We start from the raw sequence: 20,342 nt of genomic DNA, 5'->3' as shown, positions 1-20,342 counted from the left end.
ACTAAATATCCTGTTTTGCTTTATGCGCTAATACAGGGCGTTGCGTACGACAGGCGAGACGACATGCTGGTTTGCAGCTGCAATTTCATCACGGAAAAAGAGATCGAGGACACGATCATTGGTCTCCTCGACGAGGACTGTTGGCAGCTGATCGTGCCGGCGAAAGTCTACCACGCGATGGAAAAACGCGGCCGTTGCTGCGGCTGTTTCCCCAATGTCGTCGACATCATCATCCGCACCACCGAGCAATATCACGCGCACCGCGACTCGACGGACGCAGAGATATTTGATTTCATGACCCGCCTCAGACAATTCCACGACGACAACCGGAGGGCGGATCTTGAAAGGCGACAAAAAAGTCATCGAGCAGCTTAACGAAGCGCTCTATCTCGAACTCGGTGCCGTCAACCAGTACTGGCTGCACTACCGCCTCCTCGAAGACTGGGGTTACACGCTTCTCGCCAAGAAGGAGCGCGCCGAATCCATCGAGGAAATGCAGCACGCGGACAAGCTTGTTGCCCGCATCATCTTCCTTGAAGGTCACCCCAACCTGCAGACGGTTGCGCCGCTGCGCATCGGCCAGAACGTCAAGGAAGTGCTGAAGGCCGATCTCGCCGGCGAATACGACGCCCGCACGGCCTACAAGAAATCCCGCGATATCTGTCACGCCGCCGGAGACTATGTCTCCATGAAGCTCTTCGAAGAACTGCTCGCGGATGAGGAAGGCCACATCGACTTCCTCGAAACCCAGCTCGAGCTGCTCGACAAGATCGGCGAAGAGAAATACGGCCAGCTCAATGCCGCACCGGCCAACGAGGCCGAAGCCGACTGAGCTTGGCGAAAGCTTGCAAAGACAAAGGCCGGCAATATCGCCGGCCTTTGTCGTTTCTGGAGCGTGGCAGTCCGGTTCACGGTGCCAGATGCGTGAAAGCCGCGACCACTTCCTCGTAGACCTTGCGCTTGAACGGCACGATCAGCTCGGGCAGGTCGCGCATCGGCTTCCATTCCCAGGCATCGAACTCTGGCTCATGTCCGCCGGGCGGCGGGTTGATGGCGATCTCGTCTTCCTCGCCCTCGAAGCGGAAGGCATACCAGCGCTGCGTCTGGCCGCGATACTTGCCCTTGAGGCCGATGCCGATCAGATGTTCGGGCAGATCGTAGTTGATCCAGCCGGGGGCTTCCGCAAGCAGTGAGACCGTGCTCATGCCGGTTTCCTCGTAAAGCTCGCGATAGGCCGCCTTCAATGGGTCTTCGTTCTTGTCGATGCCGCCCTGCGGCATCTGCCATTGCTGCGGCGAGCCGTCATATTCGGAGTTGCCGACGGCGATGCGGTGGCCGGCCCAGACGAGGCCCGCGCGGTTCAGCACCATCACCCCGACACAGGGGCGATAGGGAAGGTCATCCGCCTTCAGTTTCTTGTCCTTGCTCATCGGCTGCCTCTTCTTTCCACTCGTCAATTCGTCCCGCCGGGACGGCTTTAAGCTAGTTCTGTTGCGGATCCTTGACGAGCGCGGAAACGCCGACGATTTCGATGCCGCGCCCCTGTGCCTCGCCGATCCAGGTGGCGATCGCGCCGACGCTCTCGTCGAAGGCGGAAGCGACGCCAATGGCGGCGCCGTTACGGCGCGCGATGCGTTCGAGTTCATCGAGCTTCTTCAGGATCGCGTTGCGGCTGAGCTCCGTGTCGAGCGTCAGGTCGGCAAAACCGTGCGGCACGTCGAAGGCGCCGGCAAGCTTGCCGGAAAGGGACTGTGCCGAGGTGCCGTCGTCGAGGAACAGGAGGCCGCGCTTGCCGAGATCGCGCATGACGGGCTCCAGCGCATCGGCATCGGACAGGAAGCGGCCACCAAGATAATTCATGACGCCGGTATAGTTGGTGATCTCCGCAAGGTTGCGGTGCAGCTCCGCCAGGTTCTTCTTTTCGCCGAGGCCGACGCGCAGCGCATTGGGACCGGGGTCGTTGGCCGGATAGTCGAACGGCTCCATCGGCAGCTGCAACAGGATCTCGTGGCCGCTGCGGCGAGCCTCCTGCATCCAGCGCTGCAGACTGTTTCCGGCCGTGGCAAAGCCGAGCGTCACCTCGCCCGGCAGGTCGCGGATCGCTTTCTGCGTTCCGGTCTGGCTGAGGCCGAGCCCGCCGACGACAAGCGCTATGCGCGTGCCGCGCGCACCGGACCAGGGGCGGGCGTACTGATCCATCGGCCGCAGCCCGTCGGGGCCGGTGATGGGTAGCCGCCCGGCGGCACTGTCTTCCAGCAGGTCGTCATTGGGCATCGCTGCCATACGCGGATCCTGGCCGCGGATCGGACCGACATTGATGAGCGCTGGACCCTTGCCATCGCGGCTGCGCGGCGAGAACGTCGTGACGGTGGAGCCGTCGTCGGTGAGCGTGCGCTCGACATCGGCGCCAGAGTAGGCCGTTCCCGGCGTCATAGTCCCGGAGCCGACGCCCGTCTGGCCGCTTGCCGCGTTGGGTGCCTTGTCGTCCGGGCGCTTCGCCTTGTCGGCCGTTGCGACCGGCGATGCCGGATCCCGCCGCAATCCGTCCGGCGAAAGAATGCTCCAGGCGGAAAGGCCAATCACCGCAGCGATGCAAAGGGCGGCAAAAGAAAACCCCAGCAACCGCCGGGAATTGCCTTTCGACGCTGGCTTGGCCCGCCGGTTCTGGCCGAGCGGAGCATTGAGATCAGTTCCCAAACGGAGCCTCGGTCGAGCTGTGGGATGTTGCCGCCAAGCAAATCCAGGATGAACCGAACCGGCATCACTCCTGGCTTGCATCATTTCCAATCGGGGTGGTGAGTGGACGCTTTCCGCGCCGCTTCCTATCCCCTCGCGAGCCCGGCCGCGCCCGGAGAATCAGGCAATGGCCAGCGCCTTCCAACCCTATAATTTAGTGGCGAAGGCTTGACCAGTGCATCTGCCAGAACAGCCATGGGGCCAAACGCGAAGCGCCGCAGGTTCGGCTGACCTGCGGCGCTTCGTTTCGTGTCTGCCAGGCTTACTTCTTGAGCTGTGCCTGTTCGGGGCTCGCCGGGAAGGTCGGATCGGTCTTCTTGCCGCGCAGCAGGTCGAGTGCATAGTTCAGCTGCAGGTCGTCCTTGGTCTCCGGCGGCACATAGGCGACCGAGCCCGAACCTTCGTCGGTCTCGCTCTGGCCCTGGATGTGCCCACGCAGATCGGACTCGCCCTGAGCCTCGACCTTGCCGAGCAGTTCCGGCGGCAGCGGCTGTTCGACCTTGATGTCCGGCGAAATACCCGTGCCCTGGATCGATTTGCCCGACGGCGTGTAGTAGAGCGCCGTCGTCAGGCGCAGCGCGCCGGCCTCGCCGAGCGGGATGATCGTCTGGACCGAACCCTTGCCGAAGGAGCGCGTGCCGAGCACGGTCGCGCGCTTCAGGTCCTGCAGGGCGCCTGCGACGATTTCCGAAGCGGAGGCCGAGCCGCCGTTGACGAGCACGATGACAGGCTTGCCATCGGTCAGGTCGCCCGGGGTGGCGTTGAAGCGGCGGGTCTCGTCCGGGTTGCGGCCGCGGGTCGAAACGACCTCGCCGCGCTCCAGGAAGGCGTCGGAGACGTTGATCGCCTGGTCGAGCAGACCGCCCGGGTTGAGGCGCAGGTCGAGCACGTAGCCCTTGAGCTTGTCGGCCGGCACTTCCGCCTTGATCTTCTCGATGCCCTTCTTCAGGTCGTCATAGGTCTTTTCAGTGAAGGATATGACGCGCAGGTAGCCGACGTCACCTTCGGTGCGGAACTTGACGGCGCGAACGGCGATGACGTCGCGAACGATCGTCAGCTCGATCGGCTTGTCCGCGCCCTTGCGCAGGATCGTCAGCTTGATCGGGGTGCCGACGGCGCCGCGCATCTTTTCGACCGCGTCTTCAAGCTTGAGGCCGCGAACGTCCGCGCCGTCGATCTTGGAAATGAAGTCGCCGGCAAGCACACCGGCGCGCGCAGCCGGCGTGTCGTCGATCGGGCTCGTCACCTTGACGAGATCGTCTTCCATCGTGACTTCGATGCCGAGGCCGCCGAACTCACCACGGGTCTGAGTGCGCATGTCCTCCGCGTCGGCCGAGTTCATGTAGCTCGAATGCGGGTCGAGCGAGGAGAGCATGCCGTTGATGGCGTTCTCGATCAGCTTGTCGTCCTGCGGCGGCGTTACGTATTGCGCCCGCACGCGTTCGAACACGTCGCCGAAGATTGCCAGTTCGCGATAGGTCGAGGTGTTGGCAGCGACGGCCGGAACGACAGCCGAATAAACCACGCCCATCGCGGTCGCGCCCATCAGCGCCCCGACCAGAACAAGTGAAGCCCTACGTATCATTTCGCGCCTTTCCAACCTCTGCTGCGGTCCACCATGGTCGGGAATCAACCGGTTTTCCGTCTTTTCGGAATTCAATGTAAAGCGTCGGCCGGTCCGTTTCCAGCGCCAAGGCCGCAGCGCTCGCCACTCTTTTTGCCCCCATCGTCGCCAGTGGCTCACCCGCCACGACGAACTGGCCAGTCTGCACGCTCACCTTCTCCATCCCCGAAAGCACGACGTGGTAGCCATCGCCCGGGTTGAGAATGATCATCTGCCCATAACTGCGGAAATTGCCTGCATAGACGATCCAGCCATCTGACGGCGCAGTCACCAGCGCGCCGGGATTGGTTTCCAACATGATCCCTTGCAGGGAATGCCCCGTGCCGTCTGCATCGCCGAATTTACGCAACAGCGATCCGGCGGCCGGATAGGCAAGCTTGTTCCTCAGCTCCGAAAACACATATGCGGGCGCAATGCGGTTTTTGTCGGGCGCCGCATTGCGGGCGAGTTCCCGCGCCGCCTCGCGCTCGGCCTCGCTCATGCGCCGTCGCTCCTCCTCCTGGGCGCGCGCAGCCTCGGCGGCGTCGCGCACGGAGGCGATCTGATCCTCCAGCGAGCCGATCAGACCCTGGAGGTTGGTCGCCTGTGAAGCAAGCTCTTGCGCCTTGCGCTGCTCTGCCGCAAGTTCGCCGGCGCTCGCCTGGCGCAGCTTCTCCTTCTCGGCAACCAGCATCGACATGCGGCGCTCTTCCTCGACATTGGCCGTCATCGCCGCGGTCAGGTCCTCGCGTTGGCGGTCGATGCCGGCACGGATATCGGCCAATGCCTTGAGGTCGGCGACGAGATTTTCGGTTTCCTTGCGCAGGCCGGGCACGACGGCGCCAAGCAGGATGGCGCTGCGCACGGAGCCAAGCGCATCCTCGGGCGTGACCAGGATCGCCGGCGGTGGATTGCGCCCCATTCGCTGCAGGGCGGCCAGCACCTCGGCAAGCACGCCCCGGCGTGACCGCAGCGACCGGCGGACCGTGTCTTCCTTGGTCCTGAGGTCGCCGAGCTTCTTCTCGCCGTCGACGATCTGCTGCTCGAGATCCTGGCGCTTTTTCGCGGATTCGACGATCGCGGCGCGCAGCGTCTCGTTGGTCTTGTCGATCTCGGCAATCGTCTCGGTCAGCGCATTGGCGCGCTCCTGCGACAGCGTGATCGTTCTGGAGAGCGCATCCAGTTCGCTGCGCGTGCTGTTGCGGCGCAGCGTCAGGTCGGCGGCCGGGTCGGGCGGGCCCTGCTCCTGACCGGTGGTGGTTTCGGTCGCGCCGGGAGCTGCAGTTTCCTGCGCAGCAGCGGGCAGGCCAAGCGCAAGTGCAAGCGCAAACGCCGCCGCTTTACGGGCAAGCCGCCCCGCGTCGTCCCTTCCCATGCCGAAAACGCTGGTCCTGCCTCGGGGCGTCATCCGTTGCGTGCGTCCATCCGAAAATATGAGGAAAAAACCTAATCTGATTTGGCGCGCACGACCAAGCATATTCTCGTTATCGCCGCGTGTACCGGGTGGGGCACTTCCGAAAAAAATCCTGTCGCGTCAGACGCGGTGATAGGGGTGGCCGGAGAGAATGGTCACTGCCCGGTAGAGCTGTTCGGCGATCAGGATGCGCACCAGCTGGTGCGGCCAGGTCATCTTTCCAAGGTTGAGCACCGCATCGGCGCGGGCGTGAAGGCTCGGATCTAGGCCGTCGGCGCCACCGATCGCGATCATCAGATCGCGTTTGCCGCTGTCGCGGAAGCTGCCGAGAAGCGAGGCAAAGCCTTCGGAGTCGAGCGCCTTGCCACGCTCGTCCAGGAGCACGAGCAGGCTGCCCTCGGCAAGCGCCTTTTCAAGCTGCACGGCTTCCTCGCGCTTGCGCGTCTCGGCATTCGAGGCGCGGCTTTCGTTGACTTCGGCGACGCGGGAAAGCTCGAGACCGATCGCCGGACCGGCCTTGGAGAAGCGATCGAGATAACGGGCCGCAAGATCCTTTTCCGGCCCCGCCTTCAGGCGGCCGACTGCGAAAAGTCCGATACGCATGACCTTGTCCGTCCTCGCTTGCGCTGCAACGCGCACTGCTTAAGTCCTGAAATCGGATCGATTCAAGGAGAATCTTATGCCGCGTCCATGGAGCCTTGCAGCGTCGGTGCGCGCCTTGTCCGTTTGACGGGCCTGAAGGTTACGATCAGTCGCAACAAATATCCGGCTGACAACGCCGCCCAAGGCGGCGCCAGCCCTTCACATTCATGCATGACCGCAACTCGGCTCGTCCGGCATTCGGCTGCGCGGCGACCCGGTCGGTCTCAATGCAAGGTGCCGTCCTCGATCTCGGGAGCCGCCCACATCTTCTCGATGTTGTAGAACTCCCGGATTTCCGGCCGGAAGATGTGAACGATCACATCACCGGTGTCGATCAGCACCCAGTCACCGCCTTCCAGACCTTCGACACGGGCATTGCCAAAGCCCCCGTCTTTCAGGTCGGTCGTCAGGTGATCGGCAATGGCCATCACATGCCGTGTCGATCGCCCGGAGACAACGACCATGAAGTCTCCCAGCGCCGATTTTCCGGCAATGTTGATGCTGACGATATCTTCTGCCTTCGAGTCCTCTAGGCTCTCGAGGACCAGTTGAAGCGCACGGACAGCGGCTTCGTCGCTCGATCCCGTGCTGCGCGGGAATGCGGAGACCGCATATCCCTTGGCGTGTGCTGTTGTCAGGGTCTTTCCTTTCCACATGAACAGAACAGGCACTTTCGATTCGAACAAAGATCGAACCGTCCATGAATGTAGGCATCAAACCGTAGCGGTTTCAAGACAGCAGAACTGATTCCCAGGAAATCATACTCCGCCGGCGGCCCGGAGCGCCGTCGAGCTCATCGATGAGCGCGGGCCATGGATGAAGGTCCAGGCGGGAGCCTGGTGGAAGGCGAGGCGCCGCGCGTCGTCCTCGTCGATGCGGGCATAGTCGAAGGTTTTCGCCATGCGCGAGGAGAGATAGGCGAGCGTCGAGCCCGGCCGATCGATCACCGCAATCGGGAAGGTGCGGGCGATCTTCTGCCAGCTCTGCCAGCGATGGAAGCTCTTCAGATTGTCGGAGCCCATGATCCAGACGAAACGGATGTCGCGGTTTCGTGCCTGGACGATTTCCAGCGTACGGGCGGTAAAGCTTTGGCCGAGGGCTTTTTCGAAGGCCGTCACCTTGATGCGCGGGTTCCGCGCAATCTCCTCGCTCATGGCGATGCGCTCGGCGAGCGGGGCCAGGTTGTTGTGATCCTTCAGCGGGTTGCCGGGCGTGACCATCCACCAGAGCTGGTCGAGCCCGAGCCGCTGGATCGCGGTATCGGCCACCAGCACATGGCCCTCATGCGGCGGATTGAAGGATCCGCCGAAGAGGCCCACCACCATGCCGGCCTCGACATGCGGCATGCGCAGGTAGCGGGCGTTCACCTTGCCCGCGATCACCTCAGGGCCTGACCTGTCCAGCACCGCGCACCCGATACTTGAAGGATGTCAGTTGCTCGACCCCGACCGGGCCGCGGGCATGCATCTTGCCCGTCGCGATACCGATCTCGCCGCCCATGCCGAACTCGCCGCCATCGGCGAACTGCGTGGAAGCATTGTGCAAGAGGATCGCGGAATCGATCTCCGAGAAGAAGCGCTCGACCACAGCCGGATCCTCGGCGATGACGGCTTCCGTGTGGGCCGACGACCAGGTGGCGATGTGCTCGATGGCGCCGGAAATGCCGTCGACCAGCTTCACCGAAATGATCGCGTCGAGATACTCCGTCGCCCAGTCCTCATCGGTGGCCGTCTTCAAGCCGTCAACCGCGCCCGTGAGTTCGTCCGACACGCGCACTTCGCAGCCGGCTGCCAGCAGGGCTTTCAGTAGCGGCTTGACGAGCCGGTCGGCGTCGTTGCGGTCGATCAGCAGCGTTTCGGCAGCGCCGCAGATGCCGGTGCGGCGCATCTTGGCGTTGACGACGATCTTTTCCGCCATGGCGAGATCGGCCGAGGCGTCGACGTAGATGTGGCAGAGGCCTTCGAGATGGGCAAAGACCGGAACGCGCGCCTCGTTCTGGACGCGGGCGACCAGGCTCTTGCCGCCGCGCGGAACGATGACGTCGATCGTGCCTGCGAGACCCGAAAGCATGGCGCCGACGGCGGCGCGATCGGCGACCGGCACCATCTGGATCGCATGTTCCGGCAGACCTGCGGCCTTCAGCCCCTCGACGAGGCAGGCATGGATCGCGCCCGAAGAATGGAAGCTATCGGAGCCGCCGCGCAGGATGACGGCATTGCCGGCTTTCAGGCACAAGGCACCGGCGTCCGCCGTCACGTTCGGCCGGCTTTCATAGATGACGCCGATAACGCCGAGCGGCGTGCGCACGCGCTCGATATGCAGGCCGTTCGGCCGATCCCATTCGGCAATGATATCGCCGACCGGATCCTTGAACTCGGCGATCGCGCGGATGCCGTTTGCCATGTCATGGATGCGGCCTTCGGTCAGTGTCAGGCGGTCGATGAAGGATGCGGCGACGCCGCTTTCGCGGGCGTTTTCAAGGTCGATCGCGTTGGCGGCGAGGATATCGTTCGTGCGGGCGACGATCGTGTCGGCCATGGCGATCAGGGCGGCGTGCTTGCGTTCGGCGCTGGCGACTGCAAGCGGTCGGCTGGCGGCCTTGGCCCGGCGGCCGATTTCCAGCATGACGCTCTCGACGTCGTCCTTGTTCTTCACCTCGTCAAGCATGGACCTCATCCTTCCGGCTGCCCTCTACCTCAGCACGTTTTCCGGTCATCACCATATCGTCGCGATGCACCATGGCGGCGCGGCCGGCATAGCCGAGGATCGCGGCGATCTCGGCCGACTTCTTGCCGGCGATCTGGCGGGCTTCGTCGGCATCGTAGCCGGCAAGTCCACGGGCGATCTCGCGGCCCGATGTGCCGAGAATGGCGATCGTGTCGCCGCGGCTGAAGCTGCCGGTGACGTCGCGCACACCTGCCGGCAGCAAACTCTTGCCGGAGCGCAGCGCCTCCTCGGCGCCGGCATCGACGCGGAGCGTTCCGGCCGGCAGCAACTGCCCGGCAATCCAGGTCTTGCGCGCCGTTACTGGGGAACCCGACGGCGCGAACCAGGACGAGCGAGCGCCGTCCTCGATCGCCGCCAGCGGATGGTCGGGCTTGCCCGACGCGATGATCATGGCGCAGCCGGCGGTCGTCGCGATCTTGCCGGCATCGATCTTCGTGCGCATGCCGCCGCGCGAAAGCTCGGATGCAGCACCACCGGCCATGGCTTCTATCTCAGGCGTGATCTCGGCGATCGTTTCGAGGAAACGTGCATTCGGGTCGAGGTGCGGCGGAGCGGTGTAGAGCCCGTCGATATCGGAGAGCAATACCAGCAGGTCGGCGCCGACCATGGTGGCGACGCGGGCGGCGAGGCGATCGTTGTCGCCATAGCGGATTTCGGTGGTCGCGACCGTGTCGTTCTCGTTGATGATCGGCACCGCGCCGAGCTTCAGCAACTGGTTGATGGTGGCGCGGGCATTGAGATAGCGGCGGCGCTCTTCCGTATCCCCCAAGGTCAAGAGCACCTGACCGGCGACGATGGCATCGGTGGACAGGCTCTCGGACCAGGCGCGCGCCAGCGCGATCTGGCCGACGGCGGCGGCCGCCTGGCTTTCTTCCAGCTTCAACGCGCCTGCGGGCAGATTGAGCACGGTACGGCCGAGCGCGATCGCGCCCGAGGAGACGACCAGCACTTCGACGCCCTTGGCCTTGAGGCCGGCGATGTCGGCGCACATGGCGTCGAGCCAGGCCTTCTTCAGCCCGGTGGCGCGGTCGACCAGCAATGCCGACCCGATCTTGATGACGACCCGGCGATACTTTTGAAGCGGCTTGCGGGTCTTGGTCATATTAGGCGTTCTCCTCGCCGAAGCCTTCGCCCGCCTTGGCGGCGACGATGACGCTGCGCAGCGCCCTGAGCGCTTCGGTCATGCCCTTGCCGACGGCAGCGGAGAGCAGCAGGGGCTGTTCGCCGCAGGCCTTTGCCAGCGCCTTGGCTTTCACTTTCAATTCGTCCTCGTCGAGCACGTCGATCTGCGACAGCGCCACGATCTGCGGCTTGTCTTCCAGCCCGCCGCCATAGGCATCAAGCTCGTACCTGACCGTTTTGTAAGCCTTGGCCACATCCTCTTCCTGCGCCGAAACCAGGTGCAGCAGCACGCGCGTGCGCTCGACATGGCCAAGGAAGCGGTCGCCGATGCCCACACCTTCATGCGCGCCTTCGATCAGGCCCGGGATGTCGGCGATGATGAATTCGTTGCCGTCGACGGTGGCGACGCCGAGATTGGGGTGCAGGGTCGTGAAGGGATAGTTGGCGATCTTCGGGCGCGCGCGGGTGCAGGCGGCGAGGAAGGTCGACTTGCCGGCATTCGGCAGACCGACGAGACCGGCATCGGCGATCAGCTTCAGCCGCAGCCAGAGTGTCTTCTCGTCGCCTTCGAGGCCGGGGTTGGCCCAGTTCGGCGCCTGGTTGGTCGAGGATCTGAAGTGCGCGTTGCCGAAGCCGCCATTGCCGCCGGCAGCTAGCCGGTAGCGCTGGCCTTCCGCGACCATGTCGACGATCAGCGTCTCGTTGTCTTCCTCGAAGATCTGGGTGCCGACCGGTACCTTCAGCGTCACGTCGCCGCCGCCGGCGCCGGTGCGGTTGCGGCCCATGCCGTGCTGGCCGGTCTTGGCCTTGAAATGCTGCTGGTAGCGAAAGTCGATCAGGGTGTTGAGGCCGTTGACCGCCTCCACCCAGACGTCGCCGCCGCGGCCGCCATCGCCGCCGTCCGGTCCGCCGAACTCGATGAACTTCTCGCGCCGGAACGAGACGGCGCCTGCGCCACCGTCGCCGGAGCGGATATAGACTTTCGTTTCGTCGAGAAATTTCATTGGGCTGCCATCTGTTGTGTGTACGTGCGCGGTCTTAGTTCACGGTGAGAGCGGGATGCGGGCGGAAAACCGCATACACTTTTCCTCATCCCGCTTTATTTTGCCGCCATCGATATAGGCGGTTTATTCGGAGGTCAAAGAATATCGTGCGGTTCGTCAGCTACAACATCCAATACGGCATCGGTCTCGACGGCCGCTTCGATCCCGAGCGCATCGCCGCCTCGATCGGGGATGCCGACATCATTGCGTTGCAGGAAGTGACGCGCGGCTTTCATCGCAACGGTCATGTCGATCTCGCCACCCGCTTCGAGAAATTGTTTCCGGGTCATTTCTCTGCTTTCCACGCGCCCTGCGACATCGACATCGGCTCGGCGATCGAGGACGGCCGGGCCGTCAGCCGCCGCTTCCAGTTCGGCAACATGATCCTGTCGCGCTGGCCGATCCTTGCGACGCGGCTGATCCCCTTGCCGCGCACCCGCACGATCAGCCCGATGAACCTGCAGCGCGGCGCGACCGAAGCGCTGATTGCAACGCCCGGCGGTCCGCTCCGTGTCTATTCCGTGCATCTCGACCACGTGCTTCCCGCCGAGCGCATCGCCCAGATCCGCTACCTGAAGGACCGGCTTCTCGGTTATCCGCTCGAAGGCGGCGCGATCACCGGGGCGGCCGACTTCGGCCTTGCCGAGCCGCCGCATCCCGAAGATTTCGTCGTCATGGGCGATTTCAACATGGAGCCGGAGACCCCGGAATATAACGCCATGGTGGGTTCGCGCGATGCCTTCTACGGCCGCTCGCTGCGGCTTGAGAACCCGGTCGACGCGCTTGCCCATCTCGGCCGGCTGACGCCTGAAAGCTATAGCTGGATTCATCCCGAAAACCCCGAAAGACGCATGCATCTCGACTATTGTTTCCTGAGTGCCGGCCTCGCGTCGCGCCTGACGGACGCCTGGACCGACTATGAGGCCAAGGGCTCCGATCACCTGCCCGTCGGCTTCACGCTCGCATGAAAAAACCCCGCGAAGCCGAGCTTCGCGGGGTTGTCTTTCAGTGCGGTCGGCGCAGATCGGCGGCGGTCAGCCGCGTTTCGATATGGGCGACCATGGCGTTGCGGGCGAGCGCATAGACCTGGGTGCAGCCAGTGATCTGGAAGCCGATCTTCTCCTGCACCTTCAACGACCCCGGATTGTCGGCAAAGACGCCGGAATGCAGGGTCGTTTCGGGCATGCGGCGGAAGAAGCGTTCGACCGCCGCATAAGCCGCTTCGGAGGCAAAGCCCTTGCCCCAGTAGAACCGGTTCAGCCAGTAGCCCAAATGCCATTGGCCGTGCCGGAGTTCGATGCCGACGCAACCGATATGCACGTCGTCGCCAGTGGTGACGGCAAAGGTCCAGTCGGGCGTCAGTCCCGATGTCTGTGCCATCAGCCAGTCGAGCGCGTCCTGCTGATCGTAGGGCGCCGGCACGCGGGCAAGCATGCGGGCGACCTGGAAATCACCAAGCGACTGGGCGATCGCCTCGGCGTCGGCGCGTCGGTGCGGGCGCAGGACGAGGCGCCGGGTCTCGATGACCGGGCAAGGCCCGGGGCCGGGGCGGGCGACGGTCCGCTGGCGTTCGGAAGCGAGCGCGTTCATCGCATGCCTCCCCAGCTTCTCAAGGAGACCCAGGTCTTTCGGTCGAGCCGGTACCATTCGACGGCGATCGAGCCGCCGAGCGCCAGGCTGCCGACCATGCCGCTTCCCTGGAACTGGAAGCCGCACTTCTGGATGACGCGGCGGGAAGCGAGGTTCATGACCCGGCAGCGCGCATCGATCTGGTCGATGTCGCGGGTGCGGAACGCCATGTCGGTCAGGACCTGGGCGGCCTCGGTGGCATAGCCCTGGTTCCAGTAGGGTTCGCCCAGCCAGTAGCCAAGCTCTGCCGTCTTGCCGTCGGGATGCGGCTCGATACCGCAGCAACCGAGAAATGCGCCATTGTCCGCCTTGGTAATCGCGTAGACGCACTTGCCAATCGTGCCGGCTTTCGCGCGTCGCACGAAGTCGGCGGCGTCAGCCGTCGTATACGGGTGCGGCATGCGCGAGACCATGGTCGCGACATTGGCATTGTTGGCAAGATGGGCAAGGGCGTCGATATCGTCTTCGTGGGGGGCGCGCAGAACGAGCCGGGGTGACAACAATATCGGGCAATCGGTCCTTGACCGTTGGGGCCTCAGCCTCTGCTCGGGAGACCGGGATTGGTCTTCCCTCAACAACTCGGTTTGCATGGTTTCCTCCAGAAACGAAAAAGGGGAGATTGGGTATTGCCCCATCTCCCCTTTGAAGTCTGGCTTGGAACCATCAGGTGCGTCAGCCGGGTCGATGAGACGCCGGCTGTTTTAGAGCGCTACCGGCTTATTCCGCTGCTTCGGCTTTCGGCATTACAGACACGTACACGCGGCCATTGGCCTTCGTACGGTAGTCAACGTTGCCAGCCGTAAGCGCAAAAATCGTGTGGTCCTTGCCGAGGCCGACATTGGCGCCCGGATGCCACTTCGTGCCGCGCTGGCGCACGATGATGTTGCCCGCAACGACGTTTTCGCCGCCGAACTTCTTCACGCCAAGGCGCTTGGACTGAGAATCGCGACCGTTACGCGACGAACCGCCAGCTTTTTTGTGTGCCATTGGTGTTCTCCTTTAAACCTTAGATCCCTGAACTCAGTTTGCAGCGGCTTCAGCGGCAGCTTCAGACTTCTTCGAAGCCTTCTTTGCCTTGCCACCGGCAGCAGCGATGTCCAGAATACGGACAGTCGTCTGGTGCTGGCGGTGACCGCGCGAGCGCTTGGAGTTCTGGCGGCGACGCTTCTTGAAGGCGATGACCTTCTTGGCGCGACCCTGGTCCACAACTTCAGCGCTGACAACGGCGCCTTCGACAAACGGAGCACCGATGGTTGCATCGGCGCCGACGCCGACCATCAGGATCTCGGTGAATTCGATCTTGTCGCCTGCAACGCCTTCCAGCTTTTCGATGGTGAGGACGTCGTTGGCGGCCACGCGGTACTGCTTACCGCCGGTCTTGATGACTGCGAACATTTTTTATCCTTTCATGTTCGATCCAGCTCTCTGCCCAAAGGACAAGGCTGTCTTTTTGTCAGTCGACAGTTGAGTGGATCTCCTTTTCGGATATCCACCGGTGAAAGGGCGCAAATCACACCCGATGCGGTGAAGCCAGGCCACACCACTTCATTGCGCGGATTACAAGGATTTGCACAGGCGTGTCAAGGTGAAAGCAACAGCGCCGTTACATATTCTTCAAACAGGCCCTTGCCAGCACCCGAATCTGCCGCTATGAACCCGACCGCGCTCAACAAGCGCCGACCAGCAAAGCGGAGAGGTGGCTGAGTGGTCGAAAGCACCGCACTCGAAATGCGGCGTACGGGCAACCGTACCGTGGGTTCGAATCCCACCCTCTCCGCCAATTGCCCGTATTACCGTTTGAATTCGCTAACGTTTTCGCTCATTCGTGCGGACAGCCCCCATTTTACCCCACATTCATGTGATGCTTTGATTACTCAGGCCTGTGTTGAATTGGGGAAATATGTTCAGCAGCCTCCTTGAGGGTTGTGTGACTAATCGGGTTCACCGTAGCGATGTTGGCGTGCTGTAGGGAATGGGGCCGGCGGGTGGCGCCTTCAGGCAGCTATCCAATACTCGTCTCAACTGTATCGCTGCGGCCATCCAAAAGATTAGGTGAAGCTTGCCGGGTATGGGGTGGAGGTTGGTTCCCTTACTTCGTCGCACGGCTGTAGCCTCCAGTTCCGCTCGCTTTCTCAAGAAAGCGCTTTGATATCGTCTAAGTCTTTCTGTTCGTGTTTTCCGCTTTCCACGGCTGCCTTCTTGGACGCAATGACCAGCCCCCTCGACATGAATGGCAGAGGCCTCCCGTCTACCTCAACAGTGACTTTTGTTGCAAAAATCTCCTCCAAGTCCATTCCGTGAAAGTCAGTCAGAAGGTCGAAGCCGCGACGCTTGTCCTGGATCTTGGCGCCCAGCTGCTTGAGTTCGGCAATCTGGTGGTCCTTGAAGCCGATCCAATCGAGCTGTACCTCTCGGAGTCGACGGAGGTTTTCATCAGTTTGGCGCACAAGGATGTCGATATCTCCGCGCTCACGCTGATGTCCGTGAGCGACAACGGCACCGCCACCTACAACAACAAAATCAACGTCGGCAACCAGCAGCGCCTGCAGCAACTCGTGTTCAAGTTTCGTAAACAGCGGCATTGTCACCTCGTCAAGACTGGCAATCAGGGTCCAATACACTTTTCGGCAGACAAATGCGTACCGGACTGCCGGCGAAGATGTTCCGTTTAAAGTCGTTTGACGGTGCTCAGAGGCTTGCGTACGGCCCGATGTCTGCTAGTTCTTTTTTAGGGCTACAACCATCAGTTTTTTAGGCTGTGAATAAGGGGTCTGCATCGTCAGGCGCACCCGATTATAGAGAGTCATTATGGAAGCAGCGGAACGCACGATTAGCCAGATTTTGACTGAGCAAATTTGCTACGAGATTCCCGCCTATCAGCGGCCCTATTCCTGGGAGAAGGGAAACGTTGAGCAACTCCTTGACGACGTATGGGAAGCATACGAGGCCAAAGATGAGGAGTATTTTATCGGCTCGCTGATCACCATAGAGCGCGTTAAGGGGCAGCTGTACGACGTTGTTGATGGTCAGCAGCGCCTCACAACCCTGAATCTGATTTTCTCGCGGTTACGTGATGCAGTGGACGAACCGGCGAAGTCGGAGCTCGGAAGGCGCGTTCTGCCGCGAAACGCTTTGACGGGAGAGGAGGAGACACCTCGTTTGACGCTTCGGCAGCGTGATCAGAGTTTTTTCCGAAAGTATGTCCTTGCCGGTCAGCCGGTGCCTGACGCCGTTCGTAAGGAAATAGTCAAGGAGCAGGACGCGCCTAAGCAACGGATAACCGAGAACCTCGAATCAATCGACGCCTTCATTGCTCGGCACGACCAGAAAACGCTGAAATTATTCGCCAACTTCCTTCTCAGTCGCGTTTACGTCGTCTTCGTGACAACGGCGTCCTGGCAGTCGGCCTACCGGCTGTTCAACGTACTGAATGCACGCGGGATGGCTCTTTCAAATGCCGACCTAATCAAAAATATGTTGTTCGCCCGGCTGGGAGGGGACGCCGCGCGGAGCAGTGAGCTGGACGAAGCCTGGCTTGAGCTCGAGGAGCAGATCGGGATCGAGCGTCTCGATCAGTTCCTTGCTCACCATCGCAGCTCCATCGTTGCAATCAAGGCTCGGAAGGCGCTTCATGAGGAGTTCGAGCCGCTCATCGAGACCGCGGCAACGCCGTTTTCCTTCCTTGAACAGCTGAACACGTCCGCCAGTAACTACCTGCGCATTCTACGCAATGATTTCGAGACAACTGCGGCTCGAAGAGCAGTGCGTTCGCTGCGTCGCGCCGCCTTCGAGGAGTGGATCCCACCGCTCCTTGCGTTCTTGAATGCGCCGGTCGAAGGCATGAAGGAAAGCGAATTCGTCGACCTGCTAGAACGCATCACATATCAGAACTGGATCCGTCGCCTGGCTTTCACCGCGCGCCTTACTGCATATTTTCAGCTGATCACTGCGGTTCGTGCCGGAAAAGGCGCCGATGATATCCGCGCCATTTTCCGTGCGAAAGCCAATGACGAAGAGTTCAAGGTGTTGCTCAATGGTGAAGTTTACGGCAAGCCCTTCGCACATGCCGTTTTGCTTCGCCTAGAAGAAGCCGACCAAGACGAGTCCGTCACCAAGGATTTCAGCGGCCAGATCACCATTGAGCATGTTCTGCCCCAGGCGCTCAAGGACGCGTACTGGCGTGAGCGCTTCAGCGACGACGAACACCGCCTTTGGCTGCACCGCCTAGGCAATCTCGCGCTGCTCGCCGGAATCAAGAACTACAAGGCGCAGTACTTCCCCTTTGACCGCAAGAAGAAAGTTTACGCCGAAAGGAACAACCGGGTTTCATTCGACACGACTAAACCGATCCTGGATGCCGAGCATTGGACGAAGGACATTCTTTCGTCCCGGCAGAACGAGCTGCTTGAACGCGCTCAGCGGATCTGGTCGCTTGCTGCATGGGAGGGTTCGTGACTCGCTATCGCAGCACTAGATTGCAGTGAAGTGGGCAGCCCTAACTCAGGGCTTGGATCCGTTCCGTAGCGGAGATGTTTTGTTCACCTTTGGATCGATACAATAGCTCGTCAAGCCGGCAAGCTGCCCTGAACACCGCACTGCGGAGATTGCGTTGCTGCGTCGTCTGACCGTTCGAAAGCCCATAGCACTTCGATAGAATCTGCCGAAACAAATCGAGATTCCCCTGACCCTCAGGAAGACCCTGCACCGCGAGAGCAAATTTGTGGGCGTCTGTGACGTCTGCAGGTTCATCGATTTCACCTTTGGCGAACGCCGCGACCAAATGCCTAGGCTTGCCTTGATTGACGTTAAAGGCTGTTCGCTTTCCGGTTAGGCGTGCAATAACACCATCACGGTGGCTGGGCTGGCTCGCCTCCTCTCTCTGCATAAGCTCAAGCGCGCCTTCAACAGTCAGACTAGCCAAATGAACATAGTACCAGATGGGCTGCCATTCCCGATTCGAGTGCGCCGAGTGAAGCAAGTATTGCCGCGGCTCCTTTACCACGACACTGGTGAGAAAATTTCGTATGGTCGCGTCAGGCGTTATGTTGTCTCTGACAACCTGGGCTCGCTCTGAAGTCGTCTCGACATCTCCGATCAGTCTCAGCGCCGGTGCACCATCCCTTTCCGAGAACTGTCCCTCTCGTATGAACTGAATTTTGGGCAACAGTTCCTCGCCGATCATGAAGCTGCCGACGCGGCCTTGCACCTTGCCGGTGTCCAGATCAAGCGTCGCCGCCGCTCCCATAGCTACCCGCGAGATGCGGTTAGAGAATTCGGAGATGGCGCGCTGTTCGCGATAAGTAATAATCTGCTGCAACTCGCCTGGTTTGATCGCCCGAGTTTCGCCGACGTATCGATAATAGATCGCGCCTTCCCTGAACTCGTTGTTGACGTTCTTGATTGCGATAACCGGTGGTAGATCATGTTTTTGGACATGCACGACACCCACCCGTCGCCCGTCAAACTCAAGACTGAACATCGTGAATACAGGAACGGGGTTCAACGAGCCTGCTAGGCTTCTATTCAAATCGGCTGGGTCGGTGAGCGCAAAGGTTTCGTCATTGAGGCCGACGACGTTCAAGCTGCCGTCTGGAAGCTCCTTGACACCGAAGAAAACAAAGCCGCCATTGTTGTTGGCGAGCCCTGCTATCGATCGCAGGGGATCTGCAAATCGATGCTCTGGCTTGAGGCAGAATGATTCCTTGCATTCGGTAGTTTCTGATTCATGCGTCTTCAAGAACCAGCCCGACCGGCCACGCATCTCGAATAGCGATCTAGCACGTTCCTCCGGGGTCGGCTCAGATGCTACGAAGGAATGAGTGACCATGGCCCCAATGGCCGCCGGCTTGAAAGTCGACAGAAATAGATTCAGGTCATTCTCCGAAGCCTGTGGAACTTCGGGGCCATAGCTCTTATCCCGGATCTGCGTGATACGGCCCGAGTTGACGGCGCGATCTTGCCGATTGAAGTAGAACTGTATGTCCTTGTTTTTCATTTCACGCGCCAACATCGCCTTGATCAAGCCTATCTCTCGATCAGTTATGCTGCGCTTTGCCATTTAAACCTCGAAGACCTTCTGAAACACGTCGCCGAACTGGTCAAAGCTTGTCGCCGCCGCCGAAACCTCGGCTGCTGTTTGAGCTTTTTCCGCGGCCATCTTGCCTGCGGCCCAAGCGCTATAGATCAGCCAATCGTCAGCGAGGAAAAACTCGCCTCCAAGCACTTCAGCCTTTTCTTCAACAAGCCTTTTCTTCATCGCATCTTCTCCTGCTATCGCCACTTCGGCGTTTGCATAGGGTGCGGCATCTGGCTGAGGATTTGGCTTAAAAACCTCCCAATTGAATGCGCCCTTCGGATAAGCACTCTGAATTTGGTCCCGTCGGGCATAAGGGCTTTTAGAGAAGCCAACCTTGATGATGTGCTTTTCTTCCAGCTCTTTCGCCGGCCGCCCCAGATAGGCCGCGATATCCCCCATCAGTTTGAGGATGTAGAGGTGTTTCGGACCATCGGTTTCGCCGACCCAGTAAGGGCTCGACGGCGGTCTTACTGCACGACTTGGGGCGAGTGCTGATTCCAGCGTCTGTATTGTCGGGTCAACTGGCGCCGATTGTCCGTAGACGGGTACTTCGTATACATCGAGTTCATAAAGAGCAGCCGCTTCTTCCTCGTGGATAGGTACGCCGTTCGCGCCGATCAGTTCCGCGTTCGTACTTCCATAGGCCTGCGGGAAAAGCTCGTCGACCGGCTTCCAGTCTTCAGGCACAATCCGCCAGGCGCGTGTGGCCTTTACCGCATAGAGCCATTTACCCTTCTGCGCCGGATCTAGCTCCTTTGCTGCCCAATGCTCACCAGAGATGAAACTCTTCGCATGCCCGGCTTCATGCGAGATCTCCAACACACCGACCACCTTGCCCCGCATGTTCTCAGGGCCCTTGTTCTTGGTCACGTAAATTGCGACCAGTCCGCCAGGCTGGGAGTTTCTCAAATATGCATTGCGCCGCCACTCGTCTGCGAAACCAATGCACCCCCAGCCCGCAGGATCGAAACCCCAGAACGACGTCAGCCAAACAGCACGATCATCTGGCAGCCTATCCTTTGTAGGAGCCAGCTCCGGAACCGCGTTCCAGTCAAAGGAGAAGACTTCCTGCTGTGCCGACTCGATATCAATGTCGCCGAGTGCGCTCCGAATATAGACCATCGCATCTTCTGCCGGATGACGATGCCCTTTCTTGACCACAATCGTCGTCAGTGGGGGGAGGCCCCGGTCCGCAAGATAGCGCAGGACGACTTCAAGATGCGGTCCCAAGCCACGTCCGGTTGGGTGTCCCCATCCTACCGCCTCACCGACCTGTTGATAGGTCACGCGCTGTTTTCGCGTAGCCTTCGTCGCAATCACATTGACAATCTCGAATTGGAAAGAATCCAT

At 61.0% G+C, this 20,342-nt stretch carries 21 protein-coding genes and 1 tRNA gene; 5 read left to right on the top strand and 17 right to left on the bottom strand.

The features are described 5' to 3' along the window. Positions 1–63: 63 nt before the first annotated feature. Both XB14_RS31090 and bfr read left to right on the top strand, forming a co-directional pair. Positions 64–375, top strand: a complete 312-nt coding sequence (locus XB14_RS31090) for a (2Fe-2S)-binding protein (RefSeq protein WP_034803108.1) — start codon at positions 64–66, stop codon at positions 373–375. Further along, entirely contained in the window at positions 341–832 is a 492-nt protein-coding gene (gene bfr / locus XB14_RS31085; RefSeq protein ID WP_034802698.1) for a bacterioferritin, read from the top strand. The genes XB14_RS31090 and bfr overlap by 35 nt, the downstream gene beginning before the upstream one ends. 76 nt (positions 833–908) lie before the next feature. On the opposite strand, the gene XB14_RS31080 is transcribed toward bfr, so the two are convergent. From XB14_RS31080 to obgE, 10 genes are all read right to left on the bottom strand, one after another. Continuing rightward, positions 909–1,430 carry an RNA pyrophosphohydrolase gene (locus XB14_RS31080; protein WP_077968210.1) on the bottom strand — a complete coding sequence of 174 codons (522 nt, stop codon included), beginning with the start codon at positions 1,428–1,430 and terminating at the stop codon, positions 909–911. Between the two features lie 52 nt (positions 1,431–1,482). Further along, complete coding sequence (locus XB14_RS31075) at positions 1,483–2,697, bottom strand: divergent polysaccharide deacetylase family protein (RefSeq protein ID WP_077968208.1); 1,215 nt, start codon at positions 2,695–2,697, stop codon at positions 1,483–1,485. A 301-nt stretch (positions 2,698–2,998) separates the two neighbouring features. Continuing rightward, entirely contained in the window at positions 2,999–4,321 is a 1,323-nt protein-coding gene (locus XB14_RS31070) for a S41 family peptidase (RefSeq protein WP_077968202.1), read from the bottom strand. Next, positions 4,311–5,714: a murein hydrolase activator EnvC family protein gene (locus tag XB14_RS31065; protein ID WP_143348627.1), complete on the bottom strand. Its 1,404-nt coding sequence runs from the start codon at positions 5,712–5,714 to the stop codon at positions 4,311–4,313. Before XB14_RS31065 ends, XB14_RS31070 begins: the two co-directional genes overlap by 11 nt. A 159-nt stretch (positions 5,715–5,873) precedes the next feature. Then, positions 5,874–6,356 carry a 23S rRNA (pseudouridine(1915)-N(3))-methyltransferase RlmH gene (gene rlmH / locus XB14_RS31060; protein ID WP_077968198.1) on the bottom strand — a complete coding sequence of 161 codons (483 nt, stop codon included), beginning with the start codon at positions 6,354–6,356 and terminating at the stop codon, positions 5,874–5,876. A gap of 263 nt (positions 6,357–6,619) precedes the next feature. Further along, entirely contained in the window at positions 6,620–7,051 is a 432-nt protein-coding gene (rsfS, locus tag XB14_RS31055) for a ribosome silencing factor (protein WP_077968685.1), read from the bottom strand. 102 nt (positions 7,052–7,153) lie between these two features. After that, complete coding sequence (locus tag XB14_RS31050; protein WP_077968684.1) at positions 7,154–7,741, bottom strand: nicotinate-nucleotide adenylyltransferase; 588 nt, start codon at positions 7,739–7,741, stop codon at positions 7,154–7,156. 37 nt (positions 7,742–7,778) lie between these two features. Beyond that, positions 7,779–9,062: a glutamate-5-semialdehyde dehydrogenase gene (locus XB14_RS31045; protein ID WP_077968191.1), complete on the bottom strand. Its 1,284-nt coding sequence runs from the start codon at positions 9,060–9,062 to the stop codon at positions 7,779–7,781. Next, positions 9,055–10,224 (bottom strand): glutamate 5-kinase, encoded by a 1,170-nt coding sequence (proB, locus tag XB14_RS31040; RefSeq protein ID WP_077968189.1) that lies wholly within the window; start codon positions 10,222–10,224, stop codon positions 9,055–9,057. The genes XB14_RS31045 and proB overlap by 8 nt, the downstream gene beginning before the upstream one ends. 1 nt (position 10,225) lies before the next feature. Beyond that, positions 10,226–11,248: a GTPase ObgE gene (obgE, locus tag XB14_RS31035; RefSeq protein WP_077968187.1), complete on the bottom strand. Its 1,023-nt coding sequence runs from the start codon at positions 11,246–11,248 to the stop codon at positions 10,226–10,228. Positions 11,249–11,394: 146 nt separating this feature from the next. Here obgE and XB14_RS31030 point away from each other — a divergent pair, with 146 nt between their 5' ends. Further along, positions 11,395–12,255 carry an endonuclease/exonuclease/phosphatase family protein gene (locus XB14_RS31030; RefSeq protein ID WP_077968185.1) on the top strand — a complete coding sequence of 287 codons (861 nt, stop codon included), beginning with the start codon at positions 11,395–11,397 and terminating at the stop codon, positions 12,253–12,255. A gap of 37 nt (positions 12,256–12,292) precedes the next feature. Here XB14_RS31030 and XB14_RS31025 read toward each other — a convergent pair whose 3' ends face one another. The 4 genes from XB14_RS31025 to rplU all read right to left on the bottom strand — a co-directional run bounded on the left by XB14_RS31025 (position 12,293) and on the right by rplU (position 14,311). After that, positions 12,293–12,877, bottom strand: a complete 585-nt coding sequence (locus tag XB14_RS31025) for a GNAT family N-acetyltransferase (RefSeq protein ID WP_077968183.1) — start codon at positions 12,875–12,877, stop codon at positions 12,293–12,295. Further along, positions 12,874–13,506 (bottom strand): GNAT family N-acetyltransferase, encoded by a 633-nt coding sequence (locus XB14_RS31020; RefSeq protein WP_034802649.1) that lies wholly within the window; start codon positions 13,504–13,506, stop codon positions 12,874–12,876. The genes XB14_RS31025 and XB14_RS31020 overlap by 4 nt, the downstream gene beginning before the upstream one ends. A gap of 127 nt (positions 13,507–13,633) precedes the next feature. Next, on the bottom strand, positions 13,634–13,903 hold the full coding sequence (gene rpmA, locus XB14_RS31015) for a 50S ribosomal protein L27 (RefSeq protein ID WP_077968181.1): 270 nt from the start codon (positions 13,901–13,903) through the stop codon (positions 13,634–13,636). A gap of 33 nt (positions 13,904–13,936) precedes the next feature. Further along, the gene (rplU, locus tag XB14_RS31010) at positions 13,937–14,311 is read right to left on the bottom strand and encodes a 50S ribosomal protein L21 (RefSeq protein ID WP_077968179.1); all 375 of its coding nucleotides are present in this window, start codon (positions 14,309–14,311) and stop codon (positions 13,937–13,939) included. Between the two features lie 295 nt (positions 14,312–14,606). On the opposite strand from rplU, the gene XB14_RS31005 reads away from it, so the two are divergent. Beyond that, positions 14,607–14,696 (top strand) — tRNA-Ser (locus tag XB14_RS31005). Positions 14,697–15,048: 352 nt separating this feature from the next. On the opposite strand, the gene XB14_RS31000 is transcribed toward XB14_RS31005, so the two are convergent. Further along, positions 15,049–15,498, bottom strand: a complete 450-nt coding sequence (locus XB14_RS31000; protein ID WP_143348626.1) for a hypothetical protein — start codon at positions 15,496–15,498, stop codon at positions 15,049–15,051. 226 nt (positions 15,499–15,724) lie between these two features. On the opposite strand from XB14_RS31000, the gene XB14_RS30995 reads away from it, so the two are divergent. Then, positions 15,725–17,371: a DUF262 domain-containing protein gene (locus XB14_RS30995; RefSeq protein ID WP_077968175.1), complete on the top strand. Its 1,647-nt coding sequence runs from the start codon at positions 15,725–15,727 to the stop codon at positions 17,369–17,371. A 40-nt stretch (positions 17,372–17,411) separates the two neighbouring features. Here the strand turns inward: XB14_RS30995 and XB14_RS30990 are convergent, their stop codons facing one another. Beyond that, positions 17,412–18,974 (bottom strand): helix-turn-helix domain-containing protein, encoded by a 1,563-nt coding sequence (locus XB14_RS30990; protein ID WP_077968174.1) that lies wholly within the window; start codon positions 18,972–18,974, stop codon positions 17,412–17,414. Continuing rightward, on the bottom strand, positions 18,975–20,342 hold the full coding sequence (locus XB14_RS30985) for a hypothetical protein (protein WP_077968173.1): 1,368 nt from the start codon (positions 20,340–20,342) through the stop codon (positions 18,975–18,977).

It is taken from the genome of Ensifer adhaerens, from assembly GCF_002007205.1.
GTDB lineage: Bacteria > Pseudomonadota > Alphaproteobacteria > Rhizobiales > Rhizobiaceae > Ensifer > Ensifer adhaerens_D.
The sequence above is the reverse complement of the archived record's forward strand: the minus strand, read 5'-3'. Positions and strand labels throughout refer to the sequence as shown.